15 protein-coding genes and 1 riboswitch are annotated in these 13,652 nt (G+C 64.2%); of the genes, 6 read left to right on the top strand and 9 right to left on the bottom strand.

The window, feature by feature from the left end; translation table 11 throughout:
• Positions 1–4 precede the first annotated feature (4 nt).
• Positions 5–472: a sterol desaturase family protein gene (locus tag B3361_RS22815; protein ID WP_009686908.1), complete on the bottom strand. Its 468-nt coding sequence runs from the start codon at positions 470–472 to the stop codon at positions 5–7.
• A gap of 396 nt (positions 473–868) precedes the next feature.
• Here B3361_RS22815 and B3361_RS22820 point away from each other — a divergent pair, with 396 nt between their 5' ends.
• The 3 genes from B3361_RS22820 (at position 869) to B3361_RS22830 (ending at position 2,456) form a co-directional block, all read left to right on the top strand.
• A complete protein-coding gene (locus B3361_RS22820) occupies positions 869–1,582 on the top strand; it encodes an MgtC/SapB family protein (RefSeq protein ID WP_009686909.1) in 714 nt (237 codons plus the stop codon).
• Positions 1,583–1,689: 107 nt separating this feature from the next.
• Positions 1,690–2,190, top strand: coding sequence for a DUF4142 domain-containing protein (locus tag B3361_RS22825; RefSeq protein ID WP_054904706.1), 501 nt, complete (start codon positions 1,690–1,692; stop codon positions 2,188–2,190).
• A gap of 14 nt (positions 2,191–2,204) precedes the next feature.
• Positions 2,205–2,456, top strand: coding sequence for a hypothetical protein (locus B3361_RS22830; protein WP_054904707.1), 252 nt, complete (start codon positions 2,205–2,207; stop codon positions 2,454–2,456).
• A gap of 98 nt (positions 2,457–2,554) precedes the next feature.
• Here the strand turns inward: B3361_RS22830 and B3361_RS22835 are convergent, their stop codons facing one another.
• Together B3361_RS22835 and B3361_RS22840 are read right to left on the bottom strand one after the other, a co-directional pair.
• Positions 2,555–2,716 (bottom strand): DUF6021 family protein, encoded by a 162-nt coding sequence (locus B3361_RS22835; protein ID WP_166524956.1) that lies wholly within the window; start codon positions 2,714–2,716, stop codon positions 2,555–2,557.
• Positions 2,717–2,771: 55 nt separating this feature from the next.
• Entirely contained in the window at positions 2,772–3,758 is a 987-nt protein-coding gene (locus tag B3361_RS22840; RefSeq protein ID WP_286920384.1) for a DNA-binding protein, read from the bottom strand.
• A gap of 252 nt (positions 3,759–4,010) precedes the next feature.
• Between B3361_RS22840 and B3361_RS22845 the strand changes: the two genes are divergently transcribed.
• Positions 4,011–4,619, top strand: a complete 609-nt coding sequence (locus B3361_RS22845; protein ID WP_054904709.1) for a helix-turn-helix transcriptional regulator — start codon at positions 4,011–4,013, stop codon at positions 4,617–4,619.
• A gap of 117 nt (positions 4,620–4,736) precedes the next feature.
• A complete protein-coding gene (locus tag B3361_RS22850; protein ID WP_054904710.1) occupies positions 4,737–5,738 on the top strand; it encodes a threonine/serine dehydratase in 1,002 nt (333 codons plus the stop codon).
• A 48-nt stretch (positions 5,739–5,786) separates the two neighbouring features.
• On the opposite strand, the gene codA is transcribed toward B3361_RS22850, so the two are convergent.
• The 5 genes from codA to B3361_RS22875 form a co-directional block, all read right to left on the bottom strand.
• Positions 5,787–7,025 carry a cytosine deaminase gene (gene codA / locus B3361_RS22855; protein WP_009686916.1) on the bottom strand — a complete coding sequence of 413 codons (1,239 nt, stop codon included), beginning with the start codon at positions 7,023–7,025 and terminating at the stop codon, positions 5,787–5,789.
• Positions 7,026–7,029: 4 nt separating this feature from the next.
• Complete coding sequence (locus B3361_RS22860) at positions 7,030–8,247, bottom strand: PucR family transcriptional regulator (RefSeq protein WP_054904711.1); 1,218 nt, start codon at positions 8,245–8,247, stop codon at positions 7,030–7,032.
• The gene (gene codB / locus B3361_RS22865) at positions 8,244–9,506 is read right to left on the bottom strand and encodes a cytosine permease (RefSeq protein ID WP_154211343.1); all 1,263 of its coding nucleotides are present in this window, start codon (positions 9,504–9,506) and stop codon (positions 8,244–8,246) included. The genes B3361_RS22860 and codB overlap by 4 nt, the downstream gene beginning before the upstream one ends.
• Before the next feature lie 236 nt (positions 9,507–9,742).
• Positions 9,743–10,402 (bottom strand): thiaminase II, encoded by a 660-nt coding sequence (gene tenA, locus B3361_RS22870; RefSeq protein WP_054904713.1) that lies wholly within the window; start codon positions 10,400–10,402, stop codon positions 9,743–9,745.
• 2 nt (positions 10,403–10,404) lie between these two features.
• On the bottom strand, positions 10,405–11,052 hold the full coding sequence (locus B3361_RS22875; RefSeq protein WP_054904729.1) for a TenA family protein: 648 nt from the start codon (positions 11,050–11,052) through the stop codon (positions 10,405–10,407).
• A gap of 89 nt (positions 11,053–11,141) precedes the next feature.
• Positions 11,142–11,256: riboswitch (TPP riboswitch) on the bottom strand.
• A 106-nt stretch (positions 11,257–11,362) separates the two neighbouring features.
• Between B3361_RS22875 and B3361_RS22880 the strand changes: the two genes are divergently transcribed.
• Entirely contained in the window at positions 11,363–12,313 is a 951-nt protein-coding gene (locus tag B3361_RS22880; RefSeq protein ID WP_054904714.1) for a site-specific integrase, read from the top strand.
• Here the strand turns inward: B3361_RS22880 and B3361_RS22885 are convergent.
• Complete coding sequence (locus B3361_RS22885) at positions 12,303–13,445, bottom strand: glycerate kinase (RefSeq protein ID WP_054904715.1); 1,143 nt, start codon at positions 13,443–13,445, stop codon at positions 12,303–12,305. The two genes, B3361_RS22880 and B3361_RS22885, sit on opposite strands and share 11 nt — an antisense overlap.
• Positions 13,446–13,652: the final 207 nt, after the last annotated feature.

Consider the following 13,652-nt stretch of genomic DNA (forward strand, 5'->3'; position numbering starts at 1 on the left):
GCAGTCAGCGCCGGTTGCGCTTGCCCCGCAGTTGCTGTTTCAACACCTTCAACGGCGGCGCGTAGAAGAAACCGAACGACACCCCTCCGGTGCGCCCCTTCACTGCATGGTGCAGCCGGTGCGCCCGGTACAGGCGTTTGAGGTAGCGGTTGACCGGCCGTGGCCGGCGCGGCCAGTGCCGATGAAAGAAACCATCATGGGCCAGTACATAAAGTACGCCATAGCCCGCCACGCCACCGCCCACCCACTGCAGCGGCGCATGGCCGCCCTTGCCCAGGGCGATCAGGGCGGCGGCTATCAGCGCCAGCGCCAGCAGGTAGAGGTCATTGGTTTCGAGCATGCCCAGCTGTGGCTCATGGTGCGAGCGGTGCAAGCACCAGCCCCAGCCATGCATGATGTACTTGTGGGCCAGCGTGCCTACGCCCTCCATGGCCACCAGGGTGCCGAACAGCACGGTCAGATTGAGCAGCATGGAACGGTCCGGGTGATCGCATAGGGTGGCGCAAGGTTACCGGCTGATGGTTTTTTTTTCCATGTGGCAGGCGCTGCCGCAGGGCATGTGCCGATTAAGCCATTGTCATCTTTGCACCCTTGACCGGCTTTGCCGCGGGGCGTATGGTCCGCGTCGCAATTTAGCCATCCCAACAGGAGACCCGCTTTGGACAGTAGCCCCAGTCGCTTGCGACAGGCCCACGTGGCGCGCTAGCCCGGCAGTGTCCTCTACTGTCTGGCCAGCCTGGCAAGACGGTGGTTTCGTGTAACCCCCGCTTCACCTCCCTCCCCCCGTGGTCCTGCGCATCTTTCTGGTTTTTCAACCGCGCCCAGTGAAGGCGCTCATGCGGGCCTGTGCCCGTGGAAGAGGTGAGCTATGGATTGGAACGTTTTTCTGCTGCGCGTCAGTGTCGCGTTGCTGCTAGGGGCGCTGATCGGCGCCGAACGCCAGTTGCGCCAGCGCCTGACCGGGCTGCGCACCAATGCACTGGTCAGTACCGGGGCCTGCCTGTTCGTGCTGATGACCCAGGCAGTGCCCGGCATGGCCGCTGCCGATGCCTCACGCGTTGCCGCTTATGTGGTCTCGGGCATTGGTTTTCTCGGCGGCGGGGTGATCATGCGCGACGGCTTCAATGTGCGCGGCCTGAATACCGCCGCCACCCTGTGGTGCACGGCAGCGGTCGGTGTCTTGTGCAGCCTGGGGCTGTTGCTGGAGGCCGCGCTGGGCAGCCTGGTGGTGCTGTGCGCGAATATCCTGCTGCGCGACATCGCCCAACGCCTTGACCGCCAGGGCGTGGTGCCCGCCAGCGAGCACGAACAGCATTTCGAAGTGCGCATCGTCTGCCGCGCCGAGGACGAGATCCAAGTGCGCAGCCTGATGCTGCACAGCCTGGCCGAACCGCAGCTACGCCTGCAGTCGCTGCAAAGTGCCGACCTGGACAACCCGGCCAGGCTTGAGGTGCGTGCAGAGCTGTTGGGCACCGCCCAGGCACCGGCGCAGTTGGAGCGCCTGGTCAGCCGGGTCAGCCTGGAAAAGGGCGTGAGTTCGGTGCGTTGGCAACTCCAGCAACAGGTGCTGGCCGTGGATTGAGCGCCACCGGGTTCGCTGCCGGTGGTGAAAAAGATTAAACCTTTGCCCTGCCCCGCCCCTCAACCGTACGCGACACTGAGGTCGCGCCAAGGTTTAAGGAGTGAAGCATGAGCAGTCTTTTCATCAAGCGGGTCGGGTTATCGATGGTGCTGGGCCTGGTATCGGCCCACACGCTGGCAGCCAGCTCCAATGATTTCGTCGATGCAGCGGTAGAATCCGGCATCGCCGAAGTGGTTACCGGCAACCTGGCCCAGGAGAAAAGCCAGAACGCAGAGATCAAGAGCTTCGCCCAGCAAATGGTCACCGACCATACCCAGGCCAACCAGAAGCTCGGCGACATCGCCCGTAAACTGGATATTTCGGTACCCGACGACGCGGCGATGACCGACAAGGTCAAGAAGATGATCCTGGAATGGCGTGACGAGTCGTTCGACAAGTCTTACCTCAACAACCAGGTCGATGCGCACGAGAAAGCGGTCGAGCTGTTCAAGAAAGAAGCTGCGTCCTCCGACAAGGCTGAGCTGAAGGCCTTCGCCAGCGAAACCTTGCCCAAGCTGGAACAGCACCTGGAGCACGCCAAGGCACTACAGGCCAAACACGCTAAGTGAACGTGAGGTTCGACATGAGTAACGATGCACTGAAAAGCGAAGTACTCACCCGCCTGCTGCATGCTCACCCACAGGGGCTGGGCAAGGAAGTGCTGGACAACTATCGTGGCGAGAAGGCCGTTGCAGGCATGCTCAAGACCCTGCAGGACGACGGCCTGATTCATGATGGCAGCGTGGTGGTCAGCAGCGACCACCAAATCAGCGTCCAATACCCCATCAAGCTGTCGGCGGCCGGTGTGGACGCCGCCAGGCGGGCCGAGGGCTAAGCGCTGGCAAACCGGGGATTTGCGCCGCCTGGTCTTACAGGCCGGGCAAATTCCTCGGTAAACCCGCCAGCCCATTTCGCTCAGCTGGCGGGCATTCCCTATTTCTTCTCCACATCCCTGGGTGGTTTGGCGGGGCCCTGCGGGTCAACCTGCGGATCGTCGAGGTCCGGCGAATCCGGGTCGAAATCCAGGTCACTCTGCTTGTCCGCCTGCTCCGACGAGTGCGGCCCCTGTTTGTGCGGTGGTTGTTTATCAGACATGGCGCTATCTCCTTGAGGTGTTTAGGGAAGAAAGCGCTGCCACGAAAAAGTTTGATTAACCTGCTGCTTCGGCCACCCGCGCCCGGCACTGCGCCAACGCCTCGTCACGCTCGCGCAGTTGTTCCTCGAAGTGTTTCAGCTGCCGTGCTTGCTCGGTACACAGCTCGCGCCGTTGTTCCAGGCTCTGTGCCTGGGTCTCCAGTTGCCGGCGCATTTCCTCACTGGCGCCCTGCGCCTGCGCCAGGATCGTGCGCAAACCCTGGATCTGCGCATCACGTTGCTCCAGCAATTCCCCCTGCGCCCGGCATTCGCTGGCCACTTGGCGGTGCTCACCGAGCAAGCGCTCGTTATCGCGGTGCAGGCGGGTCAGTTCGTCCTGCTTGACGATCATGCCCTGCTGCAATTGGCGCACTTCCACCTGCAACTGCTGCAATTGCGCCTCGTGCCGGCGTTGTTCCTGCTCGCGCTGCTCACGGCTGGCGCTGCGGTAATGCTCGAGGGCGTCGCGGGCATGGCGGTGCTTGTCTTCCAGTGACTGAATCTGCTCGTCCTTGTCTGCCAGGCGCAGCTGCAGCTCGCCCAGCGACTGGTTGAGGCTCGCACTACGTAGCTGTTCGGCCTGCAACGTGCTTTGCGTGGACAGCAGCCGCTCGGATTCGGCAGCCAGTGCCGCGGCATCGATCTGGTGCTGCTGATGCGCTGCGGCCAGGGCTTGCTGCGCGCTTTCGAGCTGCGCCTGCAGCTGTTCACGCTGCTGGGTAAACGTGCTTTCGGCCTGCTCGATGGTCAGATCGGCCTCGTCCTGCAACTGGGTCGCCAACTGCCCAACCATGCGGGCCAGCACCTCACTCAATGCAACGCCACCTTCCGCGGCAACCGACTGCTGGCCGTTCAGCTCCTTGAGGTAGCGATGAATGGTGGTCTTCGAGCCGGTATTGCCCAGTTCGATACGAATGGCATCGATGCTGGGGTTTTCGCCCCGGGCTATCAGCGCCTGGCGTGCCTGCTGCACCACCACCTTGTTTATGCCGCCCCGGGCCATGAGTGCTCCTACAATTCCGTACTGTGTTATGTAGCATGTAATTACGTACTGATTATGCCAATGACGGCCTTGGTCAGTAAAGGTTTTCTCACATGGAATAATCACGGCTTATCGCATGTGAGGGGTGAATTTGTGTGTTTGGTAGTGCTGGCAGCGGTACGAGGCTCTGCAACCACCCGCCTTGTGTCCCAGTCGCTTTGCCGCCACCATGAAGGTCCGGTTCCTGCCCCTGCGAAAAAGCACCCGAAACAAATGACCCTGGATAACTACAAGGCAATTGCCGACAGCATCGCGCTGTTGCTGTACCCGCACGCGGAAGTCATCGTCCACGACCTGCGCAGCCAGACAGTGGTGCACATCGCCAACAACTTCTCCCAACGCACCTTGGGTGACGACTCGGCGATCGATCATGAACTGGGCGACTTGCTCCAGGGCACGAACCTTGGCCCTTACGAGAAACTCAACTGGAACGGCCAGAAGGTCCGTTCGATCAGCACCGTGCTGCGCAATGCCCAGGGCGAAGCCGAGCACCTGATGTGCATCAACCTGAACGTGTCGGTACTGGAGCAGGCCCGTGTTGCGCTGGATGCGTTTTTCCAGATGAGCCGGCTGGTGCCGCAACCGGACGCGTTGTTCCGCAATGACTGGCAGGAACGCATCAACACTTTCCTGCATGGCTGGCTGCAGGCGCGCAACCTGTCACTGCAAACGCTGCGCATGAAGGACAAGCGCAGCCTGGTGCAGGCGCTGCATGCCGAGGGCGCGTTCCAAGGCCGCAGTGGCGTGGACTATGTGGCCAACGTACTGAGCATGGGGCGCGCGACCGTGTACAAGTACCTGAAAGAGGTCAAGGCCCTTTAAACCCGCTATCGCTGGCTTGCTGGGATGAGCACCGCGACGCATGTGCACGCCTGCTTGTCTCGTATAGAATAAACGTCTACGGTAGACGAATATTCCATCTCTATGTAGGTTTACAGCATGGCAGCCACTCCCGCTCTTGCGCCCATTATCGATGCCACCCAGTTGGACGGGCTTTTTCGGTCCATAAAGGAAGCCCATGCGGCACTGCGCCCTGCCGTCAGTGTGACGCCACTTACCCGCAGCGCCCGCCTCTCGGAGCAGACCGGTTGCGATGTACTGCTTAAATGCGAACACCTGCAGCACACCGGTTCGTTCAAGTTTCGCGGCGCCAGCAACAAGATCCGCCTGCTGCCAACCGAACAGCGGGCTGCCGGGGTGATCGCCGCGTCTTCGGGCAACCACGGGCAGGCGTTGGCAATGGCCGGCAACGCCGCAGGGGTGCCGGTGACGGTGTACAGCGCCGCTTCAGCGTCGGCCTACAAGCTGGCAGCGATGCGTGCCTTGGGCGCCGAAGTCATCTGCCTGCCCACCGACCCACTGGGTGCAGAACTGGAGGCCGCAAGGCAAGCGCGGCTGCAGGGTGTGCCGTTCGTGTCGCCGTACAACGACCTGCAGGTCATCGCAGGCCAAGGCACCCTCGCAATGGAGTTGTTCGAGCAGGCACCCGACCTGGACGCGGTATTCGTCGCGGTGGGCGGCGGCGGGCTGATTGCCGGTATCGGCGCCGCCCTGCGCGTGCTCAAGCCGGGCACCGAGATCATTGGTTGCTGGCCCGAAAATGACCCCGCACTGGCGCGCTCGCTACAGGCGGGTGAGATCATCGAAGTGCAGGCGCGCGAAACCCTTTCCGACGGCACCGCCGGTGGCATCGAGCCAGGTGCTGTCAGCTTCCCGCTGTGCCAGGCGCTGGTCACCGGGACGGTGCTGGTCAGCGAGGACGAAATCCGTGCAGCCATGCGCGACATCGCCCGCCACGAGCGCTGGATCATCGAAGGCGCTGCGGCAGTTGCCGTCGCCGGCATGCAGAAATTGGCCAGGCAGTACCAAGGCAAGCGGGTTGCGGTGGTCCTGTGTGGCCGCAACATTGTTCTGGACAAGTTCCTCGAAGCGGTCGGGTGACAGCTGACGCCAGGGCCCGACATAGCGCCGGGCCCCAACCTCAACCGCTCAGAGCAGGCGCTGCACCTGGGCTGGCGTGCGCTGCATCAGCACCTTGCCATGGCGCACCGAGACCAGCGCATGCCCCTGGCTGCGCACCATCTCGTAGTCATCGGGTGCCGACAGCAGCAGCAGGTTGGCTGGGCGCCCCACCTCGATGCCATAGTGCTCGCCAAGGTTCAGGGTGCGGGCGCTGTTGTCCGTGATCAGGTCCAGGCAACGCTGCAAGTCTTCGTAGCCGAGCATGTGGCAGATGTGCAGCCCGGCTTCGAGAATGCGCAGGATGTTGCCGTTGCCCAGCGGGTACCACGGGTCCACGATGGAGTCCTGGCCAAAGCACACGTTCATGCCGGCGCGGTCGATCTCGGCTACCCGGGTAACCCCACGGCGCTTGGGGTAGTTGTCGAAGCGCCCTTGCAAATGGATGCTTTCGGTTGGGCAAGACACGAAGTTGATGCCCGACAGCTTCAACAGGCGGAACAGCTTGTAGCAGTAAGCGTTGTCATACGAACCCATCGCCACGGTATGGCTGGCGGTGACCCGGGCGCCCATGCCACGTACCCGGGCTTCCTCGGCCAGAACTTCAAGAAAACGTGACTGCGGGTCGTCGGTTTCGTCGCAGTGCACGTCTACCAGGCAGCCGCTGCGCTCGGCCAGGTCCATCAGGAATTTTATCGACGACACGCCCTGGTCGCGGGTGTTCTCGAAATGCGGAATGCCCCCCACCACGTCGGCACCAATGGCCACCGCTTCGGTCATCAATGCCCTGCCGTTGGCATACGACTCGATGCCTTCCTGCGGAAACGCGACGATCTGCAGGTCGACCAGCCCGCGGACTTCGTCGCGTACCTCGACCATGGCCTTGAGCGCGGTAAGCGTCGGGTCGGTGACATCGACATGCGTGCGCACATGCTGGATACCGTGGTCCACCAGCATGCCAATGGTTTTCTTGGCGCGGGCCTTGATGTCATCGTGGGTGGTGAACTGCTTGCGCTCGGCCCAGCACTCGATGCCCTCGAACAGCGTACCGCTCATGTTCCACCTCGGCTCACCGGCCGTCAGCGTGGCGTCAAGGTGGATGTGCGGCTCGACAAAGGGCGCTACCACCAGGTTCTGTGCAGCGTCCAGGTCGCCGGGCGCCTGCGCCACCACGTTTGCCTGCGGCACGATTGCGCTGATGCGCTCGCCAGCAAGTTCAATGCGGAACAAGCCGGGTTTGCCGCGCAGCCGGGCGTTGATGATGTTCATGCGGTTACTCCTTGCCGTGGGCTTCGCTCATGCGCCATACCAACATGGCGACCGAAGCATTCATGCGAAAAAGCGGGTCGTCGATCGACTGCCCGCTCAGTTGTTCGATGCGCTGTATGCGCTGATTGACAGTGTTACGGTGCAGGCCCAGGCGCTGGGCGGCTTTGAGGCTGTTGCCATTTTCCATGAGCAAGGCGTCGAGGGTGTGGACCAATGCAGTGGCTTGCTTACGCCCTGGTGCCAGCAGCGGGCCAAGGGTACGGCTGACGAAATCGTCGATCAGCGAGCGGTCGACGATGCCCTGTAGCAAGCGCAGCACGCCCAGCTCACTGAAATTGCAGTAACCACTGGCCGGGCGCAGGTGCCGGGCCACATCCAGTGCCTGGCGCGCTTCATTCAAGGCCTGGCGGTAGTGTGCACAGTCTTCGGCAAGGCTGGAAAGCCCCATGTACAGGCTTAACTCGCCGGCCACCCCTTGCAATTGCCGGTACAACCCGGCCAATCGTTCCGGCAGGTCTTGGGTGTCGGCCAGCAACACCACGAACAGGTCACCGGGCAGGTGCGCCGTGACGCTGCCCGGCTGCTGCCGGCACCAGGCTTGCAGTTGGTCCTCCAGGGCCTGGCGGGTGTGCTGCCAGCGCCGCTCGCCGAGCGTCAGCCCCAACCGCTGGAACAGCTCATCGACCCCGGCCAGGCGCAAGGCCAGCAGTCGGCGCGGCTCATCCAGCGCCAATTGCAGGTGCGCAGCGCGCTGCCGGGCAATCGCCAGGCTTGGGTAATCGCCACTGAGCAGTTGGCCGAGGATGTCGTTGCGCGAGCGGCGAACCTGGGTCATCTGCACCAGCGCAGTACCGATCAAGTGGGTGACCACCACCATTTTCAGGGCGTAAGGCTGTTCGATCAGTGGCAAACCCAGCTGCTCGGCACGGGCAATCACTGCAGGCGCAATGTGCTGGATGAAACTGCCGCCGGTGAGGATTACCAGCCCGGCAATGCCGACGGCGTCGCCGTCTTCGACCAGCGCAAGCAGGTTGGCCTCACCCCGTGGGTGGTTGATGCCGGTGACGAACACCAGCTCGCCGCCCATCACCCATTCGGCGATACCTTCGTTTTCTGCCACATAAGGCCAGCGTACCCGCCGTTGCAGGTTGCGCGCCCCGGCGCGCACGCTCATCTCGTGCAGGCCGGGCAGCTGCAGGATTTCTTCCAGCGCCAGGCTCACGGTTCGACGCCCGCCTGGGCCGCTGCGCGGCGCCCGCCCAGCTCAAGCACGACGATGTAGCACAGCGCCGAGGCGCCGATACCCACCAGCGGTGCCACCCAAGGCGACGCGTAGGCCAGTACGGCGCCAACGGCGTAGGCCAACAGCCCGACCAGGTTGTAACGGGGCAGCGTTGCAGTGCCCAGCGCCGGGTATTTGCCACGGTGGCGGTACCAGAAATCGGCCATGATCACGCCACCCACCGGTGGAATGATCGAACCCAGCAGCACCAGGAACGGGATCAGCATCTCGTACATCCCACCCATGGCCAGCACGATACCCACAGCGGCCGCCAACAGGGTCGCCGTGCGCCGCCGCTCGCTGCGCAGCAGGTGGCACGCGGCAGCCGAAACGTTGTAGATGGTCGGCCCCTGGATGGTCCACAGGTTCAGGCACAGCATGACCACTGCGGCAAAGGACAAGCCCTGCAGCATCATCACCTCGACGATATCGGCCTGCTGGTAGACCATGGCGCACCAGGCGCCTGCCACCACCATCAGGCCGTTGCCCAGCAGGAACGCGACCACACTGGCGCTTACCGCTACCCGCCCGCTGCGCGACAGGCGTGTCCAGTTGGTCGCCTGGGTGGCGCCGCTGGCAAAGGTGCCGAACACCATGGTCACTGCCGCGGAAAACGTCATGGTCTCATGCGGTACCACCGCCGCCAGGCCGGCGAACCCACCGGCATCCCGGGTGGCGATGTACATCGACACCAACAGCAGCACGAACATCAGCGGCACCGAAACCCGGGCCAGCACATCCAGCCCCTTGAAACCGAGGATGGCGGTGATGCTGAAGCCCAGGCCGAACACCACCATCAACGGCAGGCTGAAACCCTCTGCCAGGCCAAGCAACTTGACCAGCACGATCGCCACCGTGGCGGTGCCCCAGGCGTACCAGCCCAGTTCGGCGAAGCCCAGCAGGAAGTCGGACAGCCGGCTGCCTGCCTCCCCGAAACAGAAACGCCCCATCAACACCGTGTTCAGGCCGCTACGCGAGGCAATGAAGGCCAACGCGGCGGCATACAGCGCAAGCAAGCTGTTACCGAGGGTGGCGACCCATAGCATGTCGGCGAAACTGAACGCCATGCCCAGTTTGCCGCCGGCAAACATGGTGCCGGTGAAGAAGGTGAAACTGAACAGGACCATGGTGATCGGCAGCAGGCCCTTGCGGGCTGATGGCGGCGCTTCGCTGAGTGGAAATTCGCTGGGTGAGCTCATTGCACGGGGCTCCAGGTTGTAGTTGGGAGCAGCTGGAGCAAGATGCGGGCCGCTTTTTGCGGCCGCCAAACAGCGAAAAAACCGGGCATGCAGCCCATTGGTGCATGTGCACAGTGACCAGTAAAGCCGGGTTTTAGCCCGGTGAAAGTGTGCGGCTCGACTTCTTTTGAGGCATTCATGCACCAAAGCGGTTCCGGGCTGAGTAGTAACCACCCAGCCCGACACCGCACGCAACGTTATGCCGCCCCGTCCAGCCCCATCTGCCAGAAATCCGCTTCCAGGCTGGAGGCCTGGGCGAAAATGGCTGCCAGTTCGGCAAAACGCTGCTCGGTCATGCTGCGTGCTGCCAGCTCGTCGAGGTGCCGGCGAGCTGCCGCAGCCACGCCCTGGTAGGCTGTACCCGCGTACTCGCCAATCCACTCGCGGTACGGGTGGCCGCTCAAGTCGCCAATCTGTTCGGCCAGGGCGCGGCCGATTTCGGCATAGCCGACCACGCAGGGGGCCAGTGCCACCTGCAGCTCCAGCAGGTCCCCGGCAGCGCCGCAGTCCAGCACGTAACGGGTGTAGGCCACGGTGGCCTGATGCTCGGGCGCCGCTTCAATGTCGGCCTGGCTCAACCCCCAGCGCGCGCATAGCCGCAGGTGCAGCTCGGTTTCATCGAGAATGGCCGCGAGCGTGGTCTGTGCGGCACGAATGTCCGCCGGGCGTCGGCTTTTGTAGGCAGCCAGCGCCCAGGCCCGGGCAAACTGGACCAGGAACAGGTAGTCCTGCACCAGGTAGGTACGAAACGCTTGCTCGCTCAACGTGCCCGCGCCCATCTGCTGCACGAAGTCGTGCGTGACATAGCGGGCCCAGGGGCGGTTGGCGGCGGTTTTCAGGCGCTCGAAGATATCCATGCTCACTGGCCCTCCGGGTAGATAGCATCGAAGAAGGCCAGCTCCAGTGCCACGGTGCGTTGGTAGAAGTCACTGGCCAGCGCCGCCGCCTGCGGGCCTACCCGGTCCAGTTCAGCCTGCAGGAAGGCAACGAAGTCCTGGAAGGCCGGATTGTCATGCAGCGTGATCCATTCGGCATGGACAAAGTTCTCCGGCAAAGGCTTTGGCGCTTTAAGCGCCCAGTCCAGATACAGGCCCTCGGCAACGTTGAGCACCGCCAGCGCCGCCGCGTAGGAGCGGGTGGCGGCCGCTTCGCGCATGATCGCCTTGAAACCGGCGGTGGGTGCGGTATCGGCGGGTTCGCGCCGTTGCGCCGGGCTGACATCCAGCGCCTCGAACGCGCGCAGGAAATAGGTGTTCTCGTCGCTGCAGATCATGCCGGCAAAGCGGCCGAAGCGCAGCCGGGCCTCGAAGGTATCGGCGGTGGCGATGGCGGCACCGAGCAAGGTCAGGAAGCTGTCGAGAAAGCGGTGGTCCTGCACCAGGTAGTCGATCATGACCGGCGCCGGCAGGCTGCCGTCGCACAGTTGGGTCACGAAACGGTGGCCAACGGCGGCCGACCAGGTCGGTTCGCTGTGGCGGCGCAGGGTCTGGCTGAAGCGTTCGGTCATGGTGCTGTCCTTGTGGGGGGATGGCAGCGAGACCTTGGCACTGGGCATGGACGAGCCTCGCATGTGAGGCCGGCAAAAAGGCAGGTAACGACACGTATCGAGCCCATCCCTTCGCCGGCATGATCCGGATCAGGTTCGAAGGGTCACCGCGCTGCGATGCTCAGCGGTTTCTCAGCCCGTTGCCGGGCTCCCCTTGGTCGCGCTCAGGTATACCGTAGCGTGCCGCTGCTGTACAGCGCGCCCGATCACACCCGGGACAGCCGGGTGATTTAGGTTTATCGTGTAGCCATCCTCCACCGCCGCTTGCACCATGACCGATATCGAACGCTACCTGCGCGCCGCCACCCGCGACAACACTCGGCGTAGCTATCAGGCTGCCGTCGAACACTTCGAAAGCCACTGGGGCGGCTTTCTGCCGGCCACCGCCGAGAGCATCGCCCGCTACCTGGCCGAGCATGCCGACCAGCATGCCGTGAGCACCCTGCGCCAACGGCTGGCCGCGCTGAGCCAGTGGCACGTTGCCCAAGGCTTTCCCGACCCCACCAAGGCCCCCCTGGTGCGCCAGGTGCTGCGCGGCATTCGTAGCTTGCACCCGGCCCCGCCCAAGCAGGCAGCGCCGCTGCTGCTGCAGCACCTGCAAACGGCGGTCGCCTGTTTCGAAGAGGAAGCCCGCCAGGCCCGTGAGAATCACGACCTGGCCGCCTTGCGCCGCGCACGGCGCGATAGCGCGCTGCTGTTGCTGGGCTTTTGGCGGGGTTTTCGTGGCGATGAGCTGGCGCGCCTGCGCGTGGAGCATGTCCAGGCCGAAGCGGGTGTCGGCATCACCCTGTTCCTGCCACGCAGCAAGGGTGATCGCGAAGCGCTGGGGGTGCAGCACCGCACCCCCGCGCTCAAGGCCCTGTGCCCGGTCACGGCCTACCTGCAATGGCTGGAGGTTGCCGGCATTGCCCACGGGCCGGTGTTTCGCAAGCTCGACCGTTGGGGCAACCTGGGCGACAGCGCGCTCAACAGCAACAGCCTGGTGGGGCTGCTAAGGCGCATGCTGGCACGCGCCGGGGTTCCGGCAGCCTTGTACACCGGCCACTCGCTGCGGCGCGGTTTCGCCACCTGGGCCACCGCCAATGGTTGGGAGTTGAAAGCGTTGATGAGCTATGTGGGCTGGAAAGACGCCAAGTCGGCGCTGCGCTACATCGATGCGGCACAACGCTTCGGCGAACTGGCCGCCCTACCGGCCGGCCATGAGCAGGTGCTCATTCCCTGACGGCTGCGCAGCGCCACAGGCGGGCGATGTCACAGGCCCGCGCCTGCAGCAGCTCAGCAGCATCGGCACATGCCTGCTCCAGGCTCATTGGCCCACTGCTCAGGGCAAAGGCCGCATCCACGCCGTGCGCATACAACTGCTGGTAGCCCTCACCCAAGGTCCCGGCCAGTACCACCACCGGTACCCCGTGGCGCTTGGCGACCCGGGCCACGCCCATTGGCGTCTTGCCGCGCAAGGTCTGTGCATCGAAGCGCCCCTCGCCCGTCACCACCAGATCAGCACCTTGCACCAGGGCATCGAGCCCGGCCAGTTCCGCCACCACCACTACCCCGGGGCGGAACTGCGCGCCCATGAATGCCCGCGCGGCGAAACCCATGCCACCGGCGGCGCCACAACCTGGGTAGTCACGCACATCCTGACCCAGCAACTGCGCACAGTGGTCGGCAAAATGCCCCAGCGCCTGGTCCAGCGCCTGCACCTGCTGCGGGTTGGCGCCCTTCTGCGGGCCGAAGATCGCCGATGCACCATTGGCCCCGCACAGCGGGTTGTCGACGTCGGCCGCTACCTCGAACTGTACCTCAGCCAGGCGTGGGTCGAGATCGCTGGCATCGATATGCGCCAACTGCGCCAAAGCCAGCCCCCCTTCCTCCAGCGCCTGCCCCTGGGCATCCAGCAGGCGCAGGCCCAACGCACGCAACATGCCGCTGCCGGCGTCATTGGTGGCACTGCCGCCAATGGCCAGCACCACGCGCTGTGCGCCGGCAGCCAACGCGGCGGCAATCAGCTCGCCGGTACCCCAGGTGCTGCTGCGGCAGGCGTCGCGCTGCCCGGTTGGGACCAGCTGCAGGCCACTGGCCTGGGCCATTTCGATGATTGCCGTGCGGCTGTGCGGCAACCAGCCCCAGCCGGCTTCCACGCTCTGCCCCAGCGGCCCGCGCACGGTCTGGCGGCGCAGCTCGCCGTCGCTGGCGGCAAGGATCGCGTCCATGGTGCCTTCGCCACCATCGGCCATCGGGCATTCGACCACCTGCACACCCGGGCAACCCTCACGCAAGCCGGCAGCGATGGCGCGCGCAACCCCGGCAGCATCGAGGCTGTCCTTGAACGAGTCGGGGGCAATGACGATCTTCATGGGGATTCTCCTGTCCTGATGGCGGCATGCTGACAGCTGTGCGCCCAGGCGGCCTCGGTCAAATGCACAAAACCCCGGGTGGGTTGTTTGGGCGGACGCCTTTGGCCTGTGGCGGCCCTATCGCCGGCAAGCCGGCTCCCACAGCAATGAGTGCTCCCTCAGGCCTGTATCTGTGGGAGCCGGCTTGCCGGCGATAGGGCCGCAACA

It is taken from the genome of Pseudomonas sp. UBA6699 (assembly GCF_002454615.1).
Taxonomy (GTDB): Bacteria; Pseudomonadota; Gammaproteobacteria; order Pseudomonadales; family Pseudomonadaceae; genus Aquipseudomonas; species Aquipseudomonas juntendi.